Source organism: Streptomyces sp. NPDC091287 (assembly GCF_044768525.1).
GTDB lineage: Bacteria > Actinomycetota > Actinomycetes > Streptomycetales > Streptomycetaceae > Streptomyces.
Map to the genome: position 1 here is coordinate 92258 of NZ_JBIVUV010000015.1, position 19487 is coordinate 111744.

The 19487-nt window shown below is 70.8% G+C and carries 17 protein-coding genes; 13 read left to right on the top strand and 4 right to left on the bottom strand.

Annotated elements, in window-relative coordinates; genetic code table 11:
* Nucleotides 1–49 precede the first annotated feature (49 nt).
* From ACIQRW_RS25075 to mutM, 5 genes are all read left to right on the top strand, one after another.
* A complete protein-coding gene (locus tag ACIQRW_RS25075; RefSeq protein WP_403764206.1) occupies nt 50–1165 on the top strand; it encodes an ATP synthase F0 subunit B in 1116 nt (371 codons plus the stop codon).
* Between the two features lie 160 nt (nt 1166–1325).
* Nucleotides 1326–1997, top strand: coding sequence for a DUF177 domain-containing protein (locus ACIQRW_RS25080; protein ID WP_050358610.1), 672 nt, complete (start codon nt 1326–1328; stop codon nt 1995–1997).
* A 2-nt stretch (nt 1998–1999) separates the two neighbouring features.
* Nucleotides 2000–2173: a 50S ribosomal protein L32 gene (gene rpmF / locus ACIQRW_RS25085; RefSeq protein ID WP_003965982.1), complete on the top strand. Its 174-nt coding sequence runs from the start codon at nt 2000–2002 to the stop codon at nt 2171–2173.
* A 19-nt stretch (nt 2174–2192) separates the two neighbouring features.
* On the top strand, nt 2193–3017 hold the full coding sequence (gene rnc, locus ACIQRW_RS25090) for a ribonuclease III (protein ID WP_003965979.1): 825 nt from the start codon (nt 2193–2195) through the stop codon (nt 3015–3017).
* 114 nt (nt 3018–3131) lie between these two features.
* Nucleotides 3132–3992, top strand: a complete 861-nt coding sequence (gene mutM / locus ACIQRW_RS25095; protein WP_403764208.1) for a bifunctional DNA-formamidopyrimidine glycosylase/DNA-(apurinic or apyrimidinic site) lyase — start codon at nt 3132–3134, stop codon at nt 3990–3992.
* Here the strand turns inward: mutM and ACIQRW_RS25100 are convergent.
* Both ACIQRW_RS25100 and ACIQRW_RS25105 read right to left on the bottom strand, forming a co-directional pair.
* Nucleotides 3965–4351, bottom strand: coding sequence for a winged helix-turn-helix transcriptional regulator (locus tag ACIQRW_RS25100; RefSeq protein WP_403764210.1), 387 nt, complete (start codon nt 4349–4351; stop codon nt 3965–3967). The two genes, mutM and ACIQRW_RS25100, sit on opposite strands and share 28 nt — an antisense overlap.
* A gap of 100 nt (nt 4352–4451) precedes the next feature.
* Entirely contained in the window at nt 4452–5405 is a 954-nt protein-coding gene (locus ACIQRW_RS25105) for a CAP domain-containing protein (protein ID WP_403764212.1), read from the bottom strand.
* Between the two features lie 232 nt (nt 5406–5637).
* Between ACIQRW_RS25105 and ACIQRW_RS25110 the strand changes: the two genes are divergently transcribed.
* The 4 genes from ACIQRW_RS25110 (at nt 5638) to ACIQRW_RS25125 (ending at nt 12237) form a co-directional block, all read left to right on the top strand.
* Complete coding sequence (locus tag ACIQRW_RS25110; protein ID WP_026291025.1) at nt 5638–5919, top strand: acylphosphatase; 282 nt, start codon at nt 5638–5640, stop codon at nt 5917–5919.
* 438 nt (nt 5920–6357) lie between these two features.
* Nucleotides 6358–6570, top strand: a complete 213-nt coding sequence (locus ACIQRW_RS25115; RefSeq protein ID WP_003965973.1) for a hypothetical protein — start codon at nt 6358–6360, stop codon at nt 6568–6570.
* Between the two features lie 323 nt (nt 6571–6893).
* Nucleotides 6894–10613: an AAA family ATPase gene (locus ACIQRW_RS25120; RefSeq protein ID WP_403764214.1), complete on the top strand. Its 3720-nt coding sequence runs from the start codon at nt 6894–6896 to the stop codon at nt 10611–10613.
* Between the two features lie 205 nt (nt 10614–10818).
* Nucleotides 10819–12237 (top strand): sugar porter family MFS transporter, encoded by a 1419-nt coding sequence (locus tag ACIQRW_RS25125; protein ID WP_403764216.1) that lies wholly within the window; start codon nt 10819–10821, stop codon nt 12235–12237.
* Between the two features lie 113 nt (nt 12238–12350).
* Here the strand turns inward: ACIQRW_RS25125 and ACIQRW_RS25130 are convergent, their stop codons facing one another.
* Complete coding sequence (locus ACIQRW_RS25130; RefSeq protein ID WP_403764218.1) at nt 12351–13307, bottom strand: LLM class flavin-dependent oxidoreductase; 957 nt, start codon at nt 13305–13307, stop codon at nt 12351–12353.
* Nucleotides 13308–13523: 216 nt separating this feature from the next.
* On the opposite strand from ACIQRW_RS25130, the gene ftsY reads away from it, so the two are divergent.
* Nucleotides 13524–14732 (top strand): signal recognition particle-docking protein FtsY, encoded by a 1209-nt coding sequence (gene ftsY, locus ACIQRW_RS25135; protein WP_403764220.1) that lies wholly within the window; start codon nt 13524–13526, stop codon nt 14730–14732.
* Between the two features lie 87 nt (nt 14733–14819).
* Here the strand turns inward: ftsY and ACIQRW_RS25140 are convergent, their stop codons facing one another.
* The gene (locus ACIQRW_RS25140) at nt 14820–15467 is read right to left on the bottom strand and encodes a bifunctional DNA primase/polymerase (protein ID WP_403764222.1); all 648 of its coding nucleotides are present in this window, start codon (nt 15465–15467) and stop codon (nt 14820–14822) included.
* A gap of 456 nt (nt 15468–15923) precedes the next feature.
* Here ACIQRW_RS25140 and ACIQRW_RS25145 point away from each other — a divergent pair, with 456 nt between their 5' ends.
* The 3 genes from ACIQRW_RS25145 (at nt 15924) to ACIQRW_RS25155 (ending at nt 19462) form a co-directional block, all read left to right on the top strand.
* Entirely contained in the window at nt 15924–17399 is a 1476-nt protein-coding gene (locus tag ACIQRW_RS25145; RefSeq protein WP_403764224.1) for a hypothetical protein, read from the top strand.
* Nucleotides 17400–17774: 375 nt separating this feature from the next.
* Complete coding sequence (locus ACIQRW_RS25150; RefSeq protein ID WP_403764226.1) at nt 17775–19127, top strand: ammonium transporter; 1353 nt, start codon at nt 17775–17777, stop codon at nt 19125–19127.
* Nucleotides 19124–19462, top strand: coding sequence for a P-II family nitrogen regulator (locus ACIQRW_RS25155; RefSeq protein ID WP_007452846.1), 339 nt, complete (start codon nt 19124–19126; stop codon nt 19460–19462). Before ACIQRW_RS25150 ends, ACIQRW_RS25155 begins: the two co-directional genes overlap by 4 nt.
* Nucleotides 19463–19487: the final 25 nt, after the last annotated feature.

Sequence of the window (19487 nt, forward strand, 5' to 3'; positions counted from 1 at the left end):
CCAACGGAGCAGCAGCTTCAACAGAGCAGCAGAGAGTGGCGAGCACACGGTGGACGTGCAGAAGAAGCTCGACGAGATCGTCGAAGCGGTCGGGAGTGCCCGATCCATGCCCATGTCGGCCTCGTGCGTGGTCAACCGCGCCGAGCTGCTCGCAATGCTCGAAGAGGTACGCCAGGCCCTGCCCGGCTCCCTCGCCCAGGCGCAGGAGCTGATCGGCGGCCATGAGCAGCTCGCCGTGCAGGCCCGGCAGGAGGCCGAGCGGATCATCGAGTCCGCCCACGCCCAGCGCGCCTCGCTGATCTCCGAGACCGAGATCGCCCGCCAGTCGCAGAGCGAGTCCGACCGGATCCTGTCCGAGGCCCGCCGCGAGGCCGAGGAGGTCCGGGCCGAGGCCGACGACTACGTCGACAGCAAGCTCGCCAACTTCGAGGTCGTCCTCACCAAGACCATCGGTTCCGTGGACCGGGGCCGCGAGAAGCTCCTCGGCCGCGGTCAGGGCCTGGACGAGCAGGGCTATCAGGACCCCGACTTCGCCGAGGCTCCCGAGCGCAGCGCCGACCCGGAGACCCTGCGGCAGCGGGCCGACGCCTATGTCGACGCCAAGTTCGGCGCCTTCGAGGCCGTTCTCGCGAAGACCCTGGAGGCGGTCGGCCGAGGCCGCCAGAAGCTGCACGGCCGGGTCGCGAGCGACGATCTCGGCGCGCACATGGCCGCCCAGGACGCCGCGGGCGCCCAGGGGCACACCAGCGACGCCGACTACCTGGCCGGCCTCGCCGAGCTCGCCCCGGAACCGCAGCAGCCGCCCCAGCCGCCCCACCAGCCCCAGTACCCCGCGCCGCCGCAGGGCGAGCCGAGCTACGCGCAGGCGGCGTACGGCTATCAGGAGCAGCCGCAGCAGCCGCTCCAGCAGGGCGTCCAGGACGCGTACGGCTACCAGCAGCAGCCTGATCCGTACGCGGCGTACCAGCAGCCGGGGGGCTATGACCCGAACGGGTACCCGCCCCAGCCGGGGACCCAGCCGGACTACGGCTGGCCGCAGCAGGCCCAGCAGCCTCAGCCCCAGGCGGCCGACCAGCGGGACGGGGGCGCGCTGGACGAGACCAGCCTCTTCGACACCAGCATGATCGACCTGGAACAGCTGCGCCGGTACGAGCAGGGCCGCTGATCCCGGGCGGGCCGACCCGATTGGGTGCTGAGCGGTCCGTCCAGTATCCTGAATCCTCGGTCGCACATAGGTCCGCGATCTCGGCTGCCCGTTTCGTCCACGGAACGGAGACGGTTCGTCCCCGGACCGTAGACGGCCCTCCCTTCGCAGTACGACACCCATGATTTCGAAAGCAGGAAAAGCCCTGAACGGCCACCTCGACCACCGCAATCCTCTCGTGTTCGATACGCACGAGCTGGGTCGGCGTCCCGGTGCTCTGAAGCGGCTGACCCGCACGGTGGACGCACCCGGTTCACCGGTCCTGGGCATCGACGGCGTCATCGGCGTGCCGGAAGGCGCACCCGTGGAGCTGGACCTCCGCCTCGAATCGGTCATGGAAGGGGTGCTTGTCACAGGCACCGCCCGTGCAACCGCCGAGGGGGAGTGCGTAAGGTGTCTGGAGCCGCTGACCGTAGAGGTCGACGCGGATTTCCAGGAGATGTTCTCGTACCCTGACGCCGATGACCGGGGCCGCAGCAGTGCGGCGGAACCGGCCGACGACGCCGAGGACGACGAGGACAGGTTCTTCCTCGAGGACGGCTTGTTCGACCTCGAGTCAATGCTGCGTGACGCGGTAGTGCTCGCACTGCCGATGCAGCCGGTGTGCAAGGAGACCTGCGCCGGTCTGTGTTCCGAATGCGGAATCAGGCTGGACGAGAATCCGGACCACCACCACGACGCCCTCGATATTCGTTGGGCGGCACTGCAAGGACTCGCCGAGACCGTTCAGGACGGCGAGAAGGACAACATGGGCGGCGCCGAACCGGGCGTCGACGAGAAGCAGGAGAAGTAGCCGTGGCTGTTCCGAAGCGGAAGATGTCGCGCAGCAACACGCGCCACCGCCGGTCGCAGTGGAAGGCTGCGGTCCCCACCCTGGTTTCGTGCGAGCGTTGCCAGGAGCCCAAGCTCCAGCACATTGCGTGCCCGAGCTGCGGCACCTATAACAAGCGCCAGGTCCTCGAGGTCTGAGCGGCTGGTGAGAGGCCCGATGTCTGAGTTGTCCAGCGCCAAGAAGCAGGCAGACAACGTCAACACAGCCTCGTCCCACACGCTTCTGGAAGGGCGGCTCGGGTATCACCTCGAGTCCGCCCTTCTGGTGCGTGCGCTGACCCACCGTTCGTACGCATACGAGAACGGCGGTCTCCCCACCAACGAGCGGCTCGAATTCCTCGGGGATTCGGTGCTCGGCCTGGTGGTCACGGACACGCTGTACCGCACCCACCCCGACCTGCCCGAAGGCCAGCTGGCCAAGTTGCGGGCCGCGGTGGTCAACTCGCGTGCACTTGCGGAAGTGGGCCGCGGCCTCGAACTCGGCTCCTTCATCCGGCTCGGCCGCGGTGAAGAGGGCACGGGGGGCCGGGACAAGGCTTCCATCCTCGCCGACACACTGGAAGCAGTGATCGGCGCGGTCTATCTCGACCAGGGCCTCAGCGCGGCCTCGGAGCTGGTCCACCGGCTCTTCGACCCGCTGATCGACAGGTCCTCGAACCTCGGTGCCGGCCTGGACTGGAAGACCAGCCTCCAGGAGCTCACCGCGAGCGAGAGCCTCGGAGTCCCCGAGTACCTCGTCACGGAGACCGGTCCGGATCACGAGAAGACCTTCACTGCTGCCGCTCGCGTCGGTGGTGTCTCGTACGGCACCGGCACCGGCCGTAGCAAGAAGGAAGCGGAGCAGCAGGCGGCCGAGTCCGCCTGGCGTGAGATCAGCGCCGCCGCGGAGGCACGGCAGGCCGCGGAGAAGTCCGCGGCCGACGGAGGGGCCGCCGACACCCCTGCCGATCCGTCGCCGAACACGGACGCCGCTCCGGCCTGAAGCGAAACGGGAACCCCTCGGTGCCATGCGCACCGGGGGGTTTTCCCCTGTCCCGGGGAGCGGTTCTCCCGAAGAACCGCTCCCGTACCACCGTCGTGTCTGGAGTAGTGCATCGTGCCTGAGCTGCCCGAGGTCGAAGTCGTCCGCCGGGGCCTTGAGCGCTGGGTCAGCGGCCGCACCGTCAGCGAGGTCGAGGTCCTGCACCCGCGCGCGGTCCGCCGGCACCTCGCGGGCGGCGTCGACTTCGCCGCCCGGCTGCGCGGAGTCCGCTTCGGGGCGGCGATGCGCCGCGGCAAGTACCTCTGGGTGCCGATCGACGAGGCCTCCGCCTCGCTGCTGGGACACCTCGGCATGAGCGGACAGCTGCTGGTGCAGCCGGCGGACGCGCCCGACGAGAAGCACCTGCGGATCCGGATGCGGTTCGACGACGCGCTCGGCACCGAGCTGCGCTTCGTCGACCAGCGCACCTTCGGCGGGCTCTCGCTGCACGACAACACCCCCGACGGCCTGCCGGACACCATCGCGCACATCGCCCGGGACCCCCTCGACCCGCTCTTCGACGACGCCGCGTTCCACGCCGCGCTGCGGCTGCGCCGTACGACGGTCAAGCGTGCCCTGCTCGACCAGTCGCTGATCAGCGGGGTCGGCAACATCTACGCGGACGAGGCGCTCTGGCGCGCCAAGCTGCACTACGACCGGCCGACCGCGACCCTGACCCGCCCCAGGTCCGCCGAGCTGCTCGGTCACGCCCGCGACGTCATGAACGCGGCACTCGCCCAGGGCGGCACCAGCTTCGACAGCCTGTACGTCAACGTGAACGGTGAGTCCGGCTACTTCGACCGGTCGCTCGACGCGTACGGCCGGGAGGGCGAGCCCTGCCACCGGTGCGGCACCCCGATGCGCCGCCGCGCCTGGATGAACCGCTCCAGCTACTACTGCCCGCGCTGTCAGCGCCCGCCGCGCGCCTCGTCGTAACGCGTACGGGCGGCCAGCACGTCGTCCATCCGCCCCTCGACGAACCGGATCAGCCCGAGGAGCCTCTCCGTGACCTCGCGGCCGAACGGGGTGAGCTCGTAGTCCACCCGGGGCGGGTTGACCGGCTGGGCCTCCCGCAGGACGAGCCCGTCCCGCTCCAGCGCGTGCAGGGTCTGGGCGAGCATCTTCTCGCTGACCCCGTCGACCCGGCGGCGCAGCTCGTTGAACCGGAGGCTTCCCTCGTACAGGGCGCCGAGTGTCAGGCTGCCCCAGCGCCCGGTGGCGTGCTCCAGCGTGGAGCGCGAGGGGCACTCCCGGGAGAAGACGTCGAACGCAAGGCGGTCCGTACCACTGGCCATGGCAGAAGCTTACTCCCGCACAGTGCTCACCCCGAGGGAGCGCTGTGCGGGAGTAAGCGGATGGTGGAGGTGGACCGCGGACGTGGGCCTTGCAGCTGGGTCAGAAGCCGAAGTTCTGGACCCACCACGGGCCGCCGGAGCCCTCGTGGATGCCGATGCCGATGGTCTTGTAGTCGCAGTTGAGAATGTTCGCCCGGTGGCCTTCGCTGTTCATCCAGCCCTCCATCACGGCCTGGGCGTCGGCCTGGCCGCGGGCGATGTTCTCCGCGCCGAGCCCCTGCACGCCGGCCTGCGCGGCCCGGTCCCAGGGAGTGTCGCCGTCCGGGTCCGTGTGGTCGAAGAAGCCGCGGGCCGCCATGTCCTCGCTGAAGTTCTGGGCGAGCGAGGTCAGCGGGGCGCTGGTGCTGAGCGGGGAGCAGCCGGCCTTCGCGCGCTCCTCGTTCACCAGCGCCAGCACCTCGCTGCGTGCGGAGGCGTCGGTGGGAGAAGGGCTCGGCTTCTTGCTGGGCGGCGGGGCGGAGGAGGTCTTCGGCGGGGCCGGGGCCTTGCTCGCCGGGGCGCTGCTCTTCTCCGGGGCCTTCGGTGCGGTGGGTGCCTTCGCCTTCTCGGTCGGGGTGGCCGCCGGCTTCTTCGACGTGGCGGGGGCGGCCGACTTCGACGGAGTCTTCGAGGGCGAGGCCGAGGGCGTCTTGGACGGTGTCTTCGACGGAGCCTTGCCCGGTGCCTCCGGGCGCTCGGAGCCCCGGCTGGTCGGGGAGGCGGACCGGTCGGCCGGCGCGGTGGAGCTGCCGCCCTGTGTCAGCAGGTCCGGAGCGCCGCCGGTGCGCACCTGGTCGGCGGCGGTGGTGTTGCCGGAGGTGTAGGTGTCGCCGCCGGGGATCAGACCCGAGGCGACGGCGACCGCGCCGACGGCCACGGCCGCCGAGACGCCGAGGAGTCCGGTGCGGATCGGCACGGCGGACTTCTTGCGGCGCGTGCCCCGGCGTCGCGAAGCGCCCCCGGCCCCGGGTTCTTCAGCGGCGGGGCCTGCGGCGGATCGTCGGTGGCGTCCCATGCGCTGTGCCTTCCTGGTACTCCGGACGCCCTGGCGACGTCGCTCGACTGCCCCGTTGATCGAATTCGGTGGCACGCGGGGTGAATGTCGCCGCTTGATCGACTTTTCGGTCGACAACCTGACACCCATCCGATGCTCACCCGATCGAGTGAGGCTGTTCCGACGGGACTGTAGCCCATGGCCGAAAGGGGGCGACGTGCTTCACGAGCAATTGGCCGGTTAGCGTTCGGGCATGAACGAAGAAGCGCGCCTCGTCGTCTGGGTACGCGGCCGAGTACAGCAAGTAGGCTTCCGCTGGTTCACCAGGGCAAATGCTTTGGAGATCGGCGGTCTCATCGGGTTCGCCCTCAATCTCGACGATGGCAGGGTGCAGATCGTGGCCGAAGGGCCGCGTGAGAATTGCCACCGTCTGCTGGACTGGCTCCGGTCCGACGACACACCCGGGCGCGTGGACGGAGTCACTGAGATCTGGGACACCCCGCGCGGCGGATACGACGGATTCGCCATCCGCTGATCCCGCGCCGCGCGGGCCGTCGGATCCGTTCGGTGAACGACGCGCGCCGAACAGTCACCGGAACGTCCATTCGGGCCCCCGCACCCGAAATGACCTGCGACGGGACCCGGCGGCGGCCGATGGTTGCCAGATACGGGATGTCGTGCAAGGCTGCGGCATTGACGAAGATCCGCACACCCCTCGGGGTCCCGCTGGAGAGTCGCGCCGCATGATCGTCCGGCAGCGCACCCCCGGGACACCCGGGTACACAGGGTGTGATCGTGTTGACCGTCAAACTTTTTGGTGAGACGCTGAAAACCCCGCGCACCTTAGCTGTTCGGTAGAGCTGATTAGCAGCAGAACCGCAGTGGTGACAGAGCCCTGCCGAGCACCGCGGGTGCGATCCCCAGACGACCCACACCGCATCGGTCGGTCACTCATTGTGGAGGACCATCCATCATGGCAAAGGCGCTTCTCGGTTACGTCGGCGGTTCCGACCCGCGACTCCTCGCCGAGATGCGACGGCTCCAGCAGCGCGTCCAGGACCTGGAATCCGAGCTCAACCGGATCCAGGACGAGAACGACGCGCTCAACGCCGCCGCCCAGCACCAAGAGTCGCTGCTCGACAGCATCGACATCGACGTACCCCAGGGCGAGCCTGCGCTGACCTGACCACCCTGGCCCCTTCGGGCCGGTCGGGCCGGGCACGCTCAGTAGCCTCGGAACATCTCTGATTCGTTCTGCGTCACGGATCGCCGTCCCCGAACACCGGGGTTCCCGCTTCGCCGGGGACGTCGTTGTCCGGTCGTTCTGCGATGCACCGCGCAGGACCGGCAGCTGGATTCACGCAGACACCAGCATGATTCACAGGGACGCCTCGGCGTCCCTTTTTCTTTGCCCGACCCCCACCCCGGACGTACCGGCCTTCGCTTACCGTCTGATGTGCCCTGCACCTTCATCAGCGAAACCGAGAGTGAAAGGTAGAGTCCGGCGGCGTGCACCTCAAGGCCCTGACCCTGCGTGGTTTCAAATCGTTCGCGTCCGCCACCACCCTGCGGTTCGAACCGGGGATCACCTGCGTCGTCGGTCCCAATGGATCCGGCAAATCCAATGTGGTGGACGCGCTCTCCTGGGTCATGGGGGAACAGGGCGCCAAATCCCTGCGCGGCGGCAAGATGGAAGACGTGATCTTCGCCGGGACGACCGGGCGGCCCCCGCTCGGCCGCGCCGAAGTGTCGCTGACCATCGACAATTCCGACGGCGCATTGCCCATCGAGTACGCCGAAGTGACGATCACTCGGATCATGTTCCGCAATGGCGGCAGCGAATACCAGATCAATGGCGACACCTGCCGGCTGCTCGACATCCAGGAACTCCTCTCCGACTCCGGCATCGGCCGCGAGATGCACGTCATCGTCGGGCAGGGCCAGTTGGACTCCGTGCTGCACGCCGACCCGATGGGCCGCCGGGCCTTCATCGAGGAGGCCGCGGGCGTCCTGAAGCACCGCAAGCGGAAAGAGAAGGCGCTGCGGAAGCTGGACGCGATGGGCGCCAACCTGGCCCGGGTCCAGGACCTCACCGACGAACTGCGCCGCCAGCTCAAGCCGCTCGGCCGGCAGGCCGCCGTCGCCCGTCGGGCCGCCGTCATCCAGGCCGACCTGCGCGACGCCCGGCTCAGGCTCCTCGCGGACGACCTGGTGGCCCTGCGGGACGCGCTGCGCGACGAGATCGCCGACGAGGCGGAGCTGAAGAAGCGCAAGGACGCGGCCGAGGCCGAGCTGAGGACGGCGCTCTCCCGCGAGGCCGAGCTGGAGGGCGAGGTGCGCCGGCTCGCGCCCCGGCTCCAGCGCGCCCAGCAGACCTGGTACGAGCTGTCGCAGCTGGCCGAGCGGGTCCGCGGGACGATCTCGCTGGCCGACGCCCGGGTCCGCAGCGCCTCCGAGGCGCCCGCCGAGGAGCGCCGGGGCCGCGACCCCGAGGATCTGGAGCGCGAGGCCGCCCGGATCCGTGAGCAGGAGGCGGAGCTGACGGCGGCCCTGGAGGCGGCCGAACACGCGCTGGAGGACACCGTCGCCCACCGCGCCGACCTGGAACGCGAGCTGGCCGCCGAGGAGCGTCGGCTCAAGGACGCGGCCCGCGCCATCGCGGACCGGCGCGAAGGGCTGGCCCGGCTCAACGGCCAGGTCAACGCGGCCCGCGGCCGGGCCGGTTCGGCACAGGCCGAGATCGACCGGCTGGCCGCCTCGCGCGACGAGGCGCAGGAGCGCGCGACGAGCGCCCAGGAGGAGTACGAGCAGCTCAAGGCCGAGGTCGAGGGGCTGGACGCGGACGACGAGGAGCTGACCGGCCGCCACGAGGAGGCCAAGCAGGCCCTCGCCGAGGCCCGGGCCGCCCACAGCACGGCGCGCGACGAGGCGACCGCCGCCGAGCGCAGGCGGGCGGCGGTCGCGGCCCGGCACGAGGCGCTGGCCCTGGGGCTGCGCCGCAAGGACGGTACGGGCGCGCTGCTCGGGGCCCGGGACCGGCCGGCCGGACTTCTCGGCCCGGCCGCCGAACTGCTGACCATCGAGCCCGGTTACGAGATCGCGGTCGCCGCCGCCCTCGGCGCGGCGGCGGACGCCGTGGCCGTCACGGACCCGGCCACGGCCGCCGACGCGATCCGGCTGCTGCGCGAACGGGACGCGGGGCGTGCGGCGATGCTGCTGGGCGCGGACAGCGCGGATCCCGCGGACAGCGCTGCCGCCGCGCCCCGTCACGTACCGGAGCAGGCACCCGTACGGGAGGCGGCGGAGAAGCCCGCGCCCGCCGTGCTGCCCGCGCAGGGGGGCACGGAACCCGGGTCGGCGGCGCGGAGTGGCACGGACGCCGCGGCACACCCGGCGGGCCGTGCCGGGACGACCACCACCGTCCTCGCCGCGCCCGCCGTCGCCGACCTGGTGCGCGGGCCCGCCGCGCTGCTCGGCGCCGTACGCAGCCTCGTACAGGACATGGTGGTCGTCGGGACGCTGGAGAACGCCGAGGAACTGGTGGCCGCGCACCCCGGGATCACCGCGGTGACCGCTGAAGGCGACGTGCTCTCCGCCCACTTCGCCCACGGCGGGTCGGCCGGGGCGCCCAGCCTCCTGGAGGTGCAGGCCTCCGTCGACGAGGCCGCCGCCGAGCTGGCCGACCTCGCCGTGCGGTGCGAGGAGCTCGCCGGGGCCCAGCGTCTGGCGGGGGAGCGGCGCACGGAGCAGACCGCGCTCGTCGAGGAGCTGGGGGAGCGCCGCCGGGCGGCCGAGCGGGAGAAGTCCGGCTTCGCCCAGCAGCTCGGGCGGCTCGCCGGGCAGGCGCGGGGCGCGGTCGGCGAGGCCGAGCGCATGACCGCGTCCGCCGCCCGCGCCCAGGAGGCACTGGAGCGGGCGACGGAGGAGGCCGAGGAGCTGGCCGAACGGCTGCTGGTCGCCGAGGAGGCCCCGGCCGAGGAGGAGCCCGACACGTCCCGGCGGGACCGGCTCGCCGCCGACGGGGCCAACGCCCGCCAGACCGAGATGGAGGCCCGGCTCCAGGCCCGTACCCACGAGGAGCGGGTCAAGGCGCTGGCCGGCCGCGCCGATTCGCTGGACCGGGCCGCCCGCGTCGAACGGGAGGCGCGCACCCGTGCCGAACAGCGCCGGGCCCGGCTGCGGTACGAGGCCGAGGTCGCCTCCGCCGTGGCCTCGGGCGCCCGTCAGCTGCTGGCGCACGTCGAGGTGTCCCTCGTACGGGCCGACCAGGAGCGGACGGCGGCCGAGGTGGCGAAGGGCGAGCGGGAGCGTGAGCTGGCCGTCGAGCGCGACCGGGGCCGGGGACTGAAGGGCGAGCTGGACAAGCTCACCGACTCGGTCCACCGGGGCGAGGTGCTGGGCGCGGAGAAGCGGCTGCGGATCGAACAGCTGGAGACGAAGGCCCTGGAGGAGTTGGGCGTGGAGCCCGCCGGGCTGGTCTCCGAGTACGGGCCGGACCAGCTCGTGCCCCCGTCGCCCGCCGCCGAGGGCGAGGAACTGCCGGAGGACCCGGAGCATCCCCGTAACCGGCCGAAGGCGTATCTGCGGGCCGAGCAGGAGAAGCGGCTGCGGTCGGCCGAACGGGCGTATCAGCAACTCGGGAAGGTGAATCCGCTTGCCCTGGAGGAGTTCTCGGCGCTGGAGGAACGGCACAAGTTCCTCTCCGAGCAGCTTGAAGACCTGAAGAAGACCCGGGCCGATCTGCTCCAGGTGATCAAGGAGGTCGACGAGCGGGTCGAGCAGGTCTTCACGGAGGCCTACCGGGACACCGCCCGTGAGTTCGAGGGCGTCTTCTCGCGGCTCTTCCCCGGCGGCGAGGGGCGGCTCGTCCTGACCGACCCGGACAACATGCTCGCCACCGGGGTGGACGTCGAGGCGCGTCCGCCGGGCAAGAAGGTGAAGCGGCTCTCCCTGCTGTCGGGCGGCGAACGGTCCCTGACGGCGGTGGCGCTGCTGGTCGCGATCTTCAAGGCCCGGCCCAGCCCGTTCTATGTGATGGACGAGGTCGAGGCCGCGCTCGACGACACCAACCTGCAACGGCTGATCCGGATCATGGCGGAGCTCCAGGAGAGCTCCCAGCTGATCGTGATCACCCACCAGAAGCGGACGATGGAGGTCGCCGACGCGCTGTACGGCGTGTCCATGCAGGGCGACGGGGTCTCGAAGGTCATCAGCCAACGGCTGCGCTGACTTTTTACCGAATCATCAGAAGTTCAACGCACCTTTTGTGCGCTCCTGGGTACACGGGGATCGACCCGCTGTTTGACTTCGCTTCTTGAACGCATACCCTCTGCAAAGTTGATTTCGCCTTCAAGTGGTGGCGGGCCGAATGTTGTGCCCCACTGGGAAGGCTCACCCCCCACGTCTGACTTGCGGCCAGGCATCAGGAGTTCACGTGACCAGCACTGCGAACGGACCCGAGTCCGGGGCCCGGGCGGCCCATCCGGACCACCTCGGCCATGTCATCTTCATCACCGCGGCCGCGGCCATGGGCGGCTTCCTCTTCGGCTACGACAGCTCCGTCATCAACGGGGCCGTCGAGGCGATCCGCGACCGGTACGACATCGGCTCCGGCACGCTCGCCCAGGTCATCGCCATCGCGCTGATCGGCTGTGCGATCGGCGCCGCCACCGCCGGACGGATCGCGGACCGGATCGGCCGCATCCGCTGCATGCAGATCGCCTCGGTGCTCTTCACGGCCAGCGCGATCGGCTCCGCGCTGCCGTTCGCGCTCTGGGACCTGGCGGTGTGGCGCGTCATCGGCGGCTTCGCCATCGGCATGGCCTCCGTGATCGGCCCGGCCTACATCGCCGAGGTCTCCCCGCCCGCCTACCGCGGCCGGCTCGGCTCCTTCCAGCAGGCCGCGATCGTCATCGGCATCGCCATCTCCCAACTGGTGAACTACGCCGTCCTCCAGATCGCCGACGGAGACCAGCGCGGCGAGATCCTCGGCCTGGAGGCCTGGCAGTGGATGCTCGGCGTGATGGTCGTCCCGGCCATCCTGTACGGGCTGCTCTCCTTCGCCATCCCCGAGTCCCCGCGCTTCCTCATCTCGGTCGGCAAGAAGGCCGAAGCCCGCAAGATCCTCGAAGAGGTCGAGGGGAAGAACATCGACCTCGACGCCCGGGTGGCCGAGATCGAGACCGCCATGCACCGCGAGCACAAGTCCTCCTTCAAGGACCTGCTCGGCAACCGCTTCTTCTTCCTGCCCATCGTCTGGGTCGGCATCGGCCTGTCGATGTTCCAGCAGCTCGTCGGCATCAACGTCGCGTTCTACTACTCGGCGACTCTGTGGCAGTCCGTCGGCATCGACCCGACCGACTCGTTCTTCTACTCGTTCACCACGTCGATCATCAACATCATCGGCACGGTGATCGCGATGGTGCTGGTCGACCGGGTGGGCCGCAGGCCGCTCGCCCTCGTCGGTTCGGTCGGCATGGCCGTCGCGCTCGCCGTCGAGGCGTGGGCGTTCTCCGCGGACCTGGTCGACGGCAAGCTGCCCGAAACCCAGGGCGTGGTGGCCCTGATCGCCGCCCACGTCTTCGTGCTCTTCTTCGCCCTGTCGTGGGGTGTCGTCGTCTGGGTCTTCCTGGGCGAGATGTTCCCGAACCGTCTGCGCGCGGCCGCCCTCGGCGTCGCCGTGTTCGCGCAGTGGATCGCCAACTGGGCGATCACCGCCAGCTTCCCGAGCCTCTCCGACTGGAACCTCTCGGGGACGTACATCATCTACGCCTGCTTCGCCGTGCTCTCGATCCCCTTCGTGCTGAAGTTCGTGAAGGAGACCAAGGGCAAGGCGCTGGAAGAGATGGGCTAAATCCCCCGCTGCCCCTCTCTTCGAACCGCGCGGCCCCGGCTCACCGAGCCGGGGCCGTCGGCTTCTCCAGCGCCCCGCCCCGCCCCGGCTCGCCGAGTCGGGGCGGGGCTGTATCAGGCAGTCGCTTCGCAGAACAGCCGCAGGCTGCGCCATCCCTCCTCCACCGGCATCCCCCCGCACAGCGGGTGCAGCACCAGGCTCTCCGCCTCCAAAGCCTTCAGCTCGTCCGGCGTGACGATCCGGTACACCCCCTCCTCGCGCAGCTCCGCCACCGTCGTCGCCGCCGAGCGGACGGCCGAGCGGATGTCCTCGGACTGCCAGGAGGAGTACGTCCGCGCCTCGTGCAGCAGGTGGTCGCCGTACAGCGCCCACGTCCGCTCCGGGTCCTCGGAGACATGCAGCAGCGGTGTGCGCTCCGCGGGCATCATGCAGAAGCCCTCCGTCCCGTGCTCCGCGCGCCGATCGTGGTAGTACGCCTCCAGCTCCGGCAGATACGCGCTCGGGAACAGCGGCAACCCCAGCCGGGCCGCCCGCCGCGCCGCCGCCCGTGAGCTGCCGCCGACCAGCAGCATCGGGTGCGGGCGCGTGTACGGGCGTGGGGTGACGCGTACCGTACGGCCCCGGTACGAGAACGGCTCCCCGGTCCACGCCGCCAGCAGCGTCTCCAGCAGCTCGTCCTGGAGCCTGCCGCGCCGCCCCCACCCGACCCCGGCCCGCTCGTACTCCTCGGGGCGGTAGCCGATCCCCGCGACCGTCACCAGCCGGCCCGCGCTCAGCAGGTCCAGCACCGCGATGTCCTCCGCGAGACGCAGCGGATCGTGCAGCGGGCCGACGATCGCCGAGACGGTCACCGCGATCCGGCGGGTGGCGCCGAAGACCGCCCCGGCGAAGGTGAACGGGGAGGGCAGCCAGGAGTTCGCCACGCCGTGGTGCTCCTCGGTCTGCACCGTGTCGACGCCGTGCTCGTCCGCGTACGCCGCCATCTCCAGGGCGGCGCGGTAGCGCGCCGAGAGCGATACGGGGTCGGCTTCGGGGTCGACGAGATTGAACCGGACCACTGTGAAGGCCATCGGAGGCGTCCCTTCGCCGAGCGGGCAAGCGGGCAAGCGGGCAGGCAAGCGGGCGGGCAGTCTGACGGGCGGGCGGCACCGTAGCTGACGTAGCGTCAGAAGTGTAGGGGTCGGTGTTCGAATTACCGCCAAAAGGTGCATAGGGACCCGATGGATCGCCGGGGGGCCAGCACGGGCCGCGCCCGCGGCACGGCCGTGGCCGATACTGGACGGGTTATGGAACTCGTCGAAATCGTCATCCTCGCTGTAGTCATCGCCCTGGTCGCTGTCGGCCTGGTCGGCGGGCTCGTGGTCGGCAACCGCAAGAAGAAGCTGCCGCCCCCGCCGCCGAGCACGCCGACCATCACTCCTCCCGCCGAACCACAGGTCGGCGAGGAGGCCGAGACGCCGCGCGACGAAGCGCGGCGCACCATCGACGAAGTCGGCCTCCCGGACGCCACCGCGCCCGCGGAGGAGGCCCCGGTCGCCGAGGCCCCCGCGCCGCCCGCGCTGGAGGTCCCCGAGCCCACGGCCGGCCGGCTCGTCCGCCTGCGGGCCCGGCTCGCCCGCTCGCAGAACTCGCTGGGCAAGGGGCTCCTCACCCTGCTCTCCCGCGACAACCTCGACGAGGACACCTGGGAGGAGATCGAGGACACCCTCCTCACCGCCGACGTCGGCGTCGCCCCCACCCAGGAACTGGTCGAGCGGCTCCGTGAGCGCGTCCGGGTGCTCGGCACCCGCACCCCCGAGGACCTGCGTACCCTGCTCCGCGAAGAGCTGATCGCGCTGCTCGGCCCGGACTTCGACCGCGAGGTCAAGACCGAGGGCGGCGCCGAGACCCCCGGCGTCGTCATGGTCGTCGGCGTCAACGGCACCGGCAAGACCACCACCACCGGCAAGCTGGCCCGGGTGCTCGTCGCCGACGGCCGCAGCGTGGTGCTCGGCGCGGCCGACACCTTCCGCGCCGCCGCCGCCGACCAGCTCCAGACCTGGGGCGAGCGGGTCGGCGCGCGCACGGTCCGCGGGCCCGAGGGCGGTGACCCGGCGTCGATCGCCTACGACGCGGTCAAGGAAGGCATCGCCGAGGGCGCGGACGTCGTCCTCATCGACACCGCGGGCCGACTGCACACCAAGACCGGCCTCATGGACGAGCTGGGCAAGGTCAAGCGCGTCGTGGAGAAGCACGGCCCGCTGGACGAGATCCTGCTCGTCCTCGACGCCACCACCGGACAGAACGGCCTCGTCCAGGCCCGGGTGTTCGCGGAGGTCGTGGACATCACCGGCATCGTCCTCACCAAGCTCGACGGCACCGCCAAGGGCGGCATCGTCATCGCGGTCCAGCGCGAGCTGGGCGTACCGGTGAAGCTGATCGGCCTCGGTGAAGGGGCGGACGACCTCGCCCCGTTCGAGCCGGGCGCCTTCGTGGACGCCCTGATCGGCGACTGACCCACCTCGCATCCGTACGGTGGACGGGCGGCGGCTCCGGTGAGGAGCCCGCCGCCCGTCCACCGTTCTCCGTGCCCGCCGCGAGCGCTACGAGCGGTGGCAGACGTACGCCAGCGTCCCCAGCAACAGCCGCGCCTGCGGGGGAGCGGCCGCCGTGTCCAGCAGCGGGGGCCGCAGCCAGCGGACCGGGCCGAGGCCGCCGAGGTCGGAGGGCGGGGCGGTGATGTGGGTCCCCGGGCCGAGGGCGCGCAGATCGAGGCCCGCGTCGTCCCAGCCCATCCGGTAGAGCAGCTCGGGCAGCTCGGCGGCGGCCCCGGGGGCGACGAAGAACTGCGCCCGCCCCGTCGGCGTCACCGCGACCGGTCCCGACGGCAGCCCCATCCGCTCCATCCGCACCAGGGCACGCCGCCCGGCCCCCTCCGCGACCTCCAGGACGTCGAAGGCGCGGCCCACGGGCAGCAGCATCGCCGCTCCCGGCGTCTCGGCCCAGGCGTCCGACGCGCGGTCCAGGCCGGTCCCCGCGGGGACCTCCCGGGCGAAGTCCAGCGGGTGGGCTCCCGGCGCCGGGCAGGCCGGCTCGCCGCACGAGCAGGAGCCGGCCTCGGCCCGCGCTCCCGGCGCCACCGCCCAACCCCACAGCCCCGTGTACTCGGCCACCGCGGTGCCCTCGGTGCCGCGGTGGCGTCGCCGTGCACCGGATCGCATCTCCCGGATGCCGCCGATCGTGAAGCCCATGCCCCCTCCAACGGGTCCGGGTCGTCGGTGGTTACGACCCGCGTTGCTCGGGTAACCCTCCGTCGCTGAAACTCGATCGAGTGGCGTGCGCGGTAGTGCGAAAGGGAGTGCGCCACGGAGCGCGCGCCCCCGAGTGCTTCCGTCCGCTCGCCCTCGGTCCTGGTTGCTCAAGTCAAGCGCTCCCAGCGGCAGTCGGGTTCATTCGAAGGGGTGGCGAATGGTGGCGTTTCTGCAATCCCCCTCGCGGGAGGGGTGATCGTAGGATTACCGTCGGTACACGAACCCTGGGAGTATGTGCACCCACGGGTATGCCGCGGGCAACCCGATTTCCTGTTCGATGATGTCGGTGATGGCGGTCCGATTAATGGGGTCTCAACTCCCGTACGGACAGCACCGATGCACGGCATTCTGATATTGGTTCGCGCGATGAGGTTTCGGCGGGATGGGGGCGTTCCAGTGAGTGGCAGCGGCGCAGGCGACACGGATGCCGGGAAGCGCCCCAACGGGCAGTTGGGCTCGTGGTTCGTGCGCAGTGGCTGGTCCAAGGGCGAGCTGGCACGTCAGGTGAACCGGCGGGCGCGGCAGATGGGCGCCCTCCACATCAGCACCGACACCTCCCGGGTGCGGCGCTGGCTCGACGGGGAGCAGCCGCGCGAGCCGATCCCACGCATCCTCTCCGAGCTGTTCTCGGAGCGCTTCGGCACCGTCGTCGCCGTCGAACAGCTCGGGCTGCGCACCGCCCACCAGTCACCCTCGGTGGCCGGAGTCGACCTGCCCTGGGCCGGCCCCCAGACCGTCGCCCTGCTCAGCGAGTTCTCCCGCAGCGACCTGATGCTCGCCCGGCGCGGCTTCCTCGGCAGCTCGCTGGCGCTGGCCGCGGGGCCCGCCCTCATCGAGCCGATGCAGCGCTGGCTGGTGCCCGTGCCCACCCAGAGCCCCGGCGAGCCGGAGTCCCCGGCCGCCGCCCACCGCCCCTCCCGGCTCTCCCGGCCCGAGCTGGACCTGCTGGAGTCGACCACCGCGATGTTCCGGCAGTGGGACGCCCAGTGCGGCGGCGGACTGCGCCGCAAGGCCGTCGTCGGGCAGCTGCACGAGGTCACCGACCTGCTCCAGGAGCCCCAGCCGGGACCCACCGCCCAGCGCCTCTTCCGCTGCGCCGCCGAACTGGCCGAGCTGGCGGGCTGGATGAGCTACGACGTCGGCCTCCAGCCCACCGCCCAGAAGTACTTCGTGCTCGCCCTGCACGCCGCCAAGGAAGCCGGGGACAAGCCGCTCGGCAGCTACATCCTGTCCAGCATGAGCCGCCAGATGATCCACCTGGGCCGCCCCGACGACGCCCTGGAGCTGATCCACCTCGCGCAGTACGGCAGCCGCGACTGCGCCACCTCCCGTACGCAGGCGATGCTGTATGCGATGGAGGCCCGCGCCTACGCCAACATGGGCCAGCCCAGCAAGTGCAAGCGGGCCGTCCGGATGGCCGAGGACACCTTCCTGGACGCGGGTCTCGACGGCGAGCCGGAGCCCGACTGGATCCGCTTCTTCTCCGAGGCCGAGCTGAACGGGGAGAACGCCCACTCCTACCGCGACCTGGCCTATGTCGCCGGCCGTAGCCCCACGTACGCCTCGCTCGCCCAGCCCGTCATGGACAAGGCCGTCGAGCTGTTCGGCGAGGACGACGAGCACCAGCGCTCCTACGCGCTCAACCTCATCGGCATGGCCACCGTCCATCTCCTCCAGCGCGAGCCCGAGGAGTCCACCGTGCTCGCCACCCGCGCCCTGAAGATCGCCAAGAAGGTCCGCTCCGAGCGGGTGAACACCCGCCTGCGCAAGACCGTCGACACCGCTGCCAGGGACTTCGGCGACGTCGCCGACGTCGCCCGGCTCACCGAGCTGCTCCACGAACAGCTGCCGGAGACCGCCGAAGCGGTCTGACCGACACCCCGGCCCCGGCCGCGGCGCCCCTTCCGTACAGCCCGACTCGGCTCCCCCATTGCCTGGTCACACGGAGGGTCGCCGTGGCCGGTTTCGTGTTTTCCGCCTCCTGGGCGTTTCAACCGCACCGTATGCGGCGTGCGCTGCATGGTAGGCAGGGCACGGACGCGCCACCCCGGCTTCATATCGCCGTAACACGCGATCCCTCTTCGTCACGCTCGCGAAACACCGTGCGGCATCCCCGGAAACGGCGCTCGGCCAATCTCATGGCGCATAACCGGCCCGCACCTGACCCATCAGCCGGCCCGCACCTTCCCAGTGGTCCCGCAGCATTCCCCCGCACGCCGCGGCCGCACCGACGACGAGGAGACGCCGATGCCCCCAGGCATCACGACGCTTGCCGCAGACGCCCCCGAGCTGTCTGCCGCCAACACCGGGTTCATGCTCATCTGCTCGGCCCTGGTGATGCTCATGACCCCCGGCCTGGCCTTCTTCTACGGAGGCATGGTCCGCGTCAAGAGCACCCTCAACATGCTGATGATGAGCTTCATCAGCCTCGGGATCGTCACGATCCTGTGGGTGCTCTACGGATTCAGCCTCGCCTTCGGCACCGACGTCGGCTCGGTCATCGGCTGGAGCTCCGACTACGTCGGCCTCAGCGACATCGGCGTCACCGAACTCTGGGACGGCTACACCATCCCGGTCTACGTCTTCGCCGTCTTCCAGCTGATGTTCGCCGTCCTCACCCCGGCCCTGATCAGCGGCGCCCTCGCCGACCGGGTGAAGTTCACGGCCTGGGCGGTGTTCATCGTCCTGTGGGTCACCGTCGTCTACTTCCCCGTCGCCCACTGGGTCTGGGGCGCCGGCGGCTGGCTCTTCGAGATGGGCGTCATCGACTTCGCCGGCGGTACGGCCGTTCACATCAACGCCGGTGCCGCCGCCCTCGGCGTCATCCTGGTCATCGGCAAGCGCGTCGGCTTCAAGAAGGACCCGATGCGGCCGCACAGCCTGCCGCTCGTCATGCTCGGCGCGGCCCTCCTGTGGTTCGGCTGGTTCGGCTTCAACGCCGGATCCTGGCTCGGCAACGACGACGGCGTCGGCGCGGTCATGTTCCTGAACACCCAGGTCGCCACCGCCGCGGCCGTCCTCGGCTGGCTCGTCTACGAGAAGCTGCGCCACGGCTCCTTCACCACCCTGGGCGCCGCCTCCGGCGCGGTCGCCGGACTCGTCGCCATCACCCCGGCGGGCGGCTCCGTCAGCCCGCTCGGCGCCATCGCGGTCGGCGCCATCGCCGGTGTCCTGTGCGCCATGGCGGTCGGCCTGAAGTACAGGTTCGGCTACGACGACTCCCTGGACGTCGTCGGCGTCCACCTCGTCGGCGGAATCATCGGCTCCATCCTGGTCGGCTTCTTCGCCACCGGCGGTGTCCAGTCCGACGCCAAGGGCCTCTTCTACGGCGGCGGCCTCGAACAGCTCGGCAAGCAGGCCATCGGCGTCGTCGCCGTCCTCGCGTACTCTCTGGTCGTCTCCGCGCTCATCGCCCTCCTGCTCGACAGGACGATCGGGATGCGGGTCTCCGAGGACGACGAGATCTCCGGCATCGACCAGGTCGAGCATGCCGAGACGGCGTACGACTTCAGCGGCGCCGGCGGCGGCACGGTCTCCCGCACCACCGCCCCCGCGACGGACCCGACGGCAGCACCGAAGGCAAAGAAGGTGGACGCATGAAGCTCATCACCGCGGTCGTGAAGCCCCACCGGCTGGACGAGATCAAGGAGGCCCTCCAGGCCTTCGGCGTCCAGGGGCTCACCGTCACGGAAGCCAGCGGTTACGGGCGACAGCGCGGCCACACCGAGGTCTACCGGGGCGCCGAGTACACCGTCGACCTGGTCCCCAAGATCCGCATCGAGGTCCTCGTCGAGGACGAGGACTCCGAACAGCTCATCGAGGTCGTCGTCAAGGCCGCCCGTACCGGCAAGATCGGTGACGGGAAGGTCTGGAGCGTCCCGGTCGAGACCGCCGTCCGCGTACGGACCGGCGAGCGCGGCCCGGACGCCCTCTGACCTACGGCCCGCAAACGGAAGGCAG

Excerpts from the sequence above, each read along its gene's own strand:
- ACIQRW_RS25080 (WP_050358610.1), top strand. The coding sequence starts at position 1,326 with ATGATTTCGAAAGCAGGAAAAGCCCTGAACGGCCACCTCGACCACCGC.
- rnc (WP_003965979.1), top strand. The coding sequence starts at position 2,193 with ATGTCTGAGTTGTCCAGCGCCAAGAAGCAGGCAGACAACGTCAACACA.
- ACIQRW_RS25100 (WP_403764210.1), bottom strand. The coding sequence starts at position 4,351 with ATGGCCAGTGGTACGGACCGCCTTGCGTTCGACGTCTTCTCCCGGGAG.
- ACIQRW_RS25105 (WP_403764212.1), bottom strand. The coding sequence starts at position 5,405 with ATGGGACGCCACCGACGATCCGCCGCAGGCCCCGCCGCTGAAGAACCC.
- ACIQRW_RS25110 (WP_026291025.1), top strand. The coding sequence starts at position 5,638 with ATGAACGAAGAAGCGCGCCTCGTCGTCTGGGTACGCGGCCGAGTACAG.
- ACIQRW_RS25115 (WP_003965973.1), top strand. The coding sequence starts at position 6,358 with ATGGCAAAGGCGCTTCTCGGTTACGTCGGCGGTTCCGACCCGCGACTC.
- ACIQRW_RS25130 (WP_403764218.1), bottom strand. The coding sequence starts at position 13,307 with ATGGCCTTCACAGTGGTCCGGTTCAATCTCGTCGACCCCGAAGCCGAC.
- ftsY (WP_403764220.1), top strand. The coding sequence starts at position 13,524 with ATGGAACTCGTCGAAATCGTCATCCTCGCTGTAGTCATCGCCCTGGTC.
- ACIQRW_RS25140 (WP_403764222.1), bottom strand. The coding sequence starts at position 15,467 with ATGGGCTTCACGATCGGCGGCATCCGGGAGATGCGATCCGGTGCACGG.
- ACIQRW_RS25150 (WP_403764226.1), top strand. The coding sequence starts at position 17,775 with ATGCCCCCAGGCATCACGACGCTTGCCGCAGACGCCCCCGAGCTGTCT.
- ACIQRW_RS25155 (WP_007452846.1), top strand. The coding sequence starts at position 19,124 with ATGAAGCTCATCACCGCGGTCGTGAAGCCCCACCGGCTGGACGAGATC.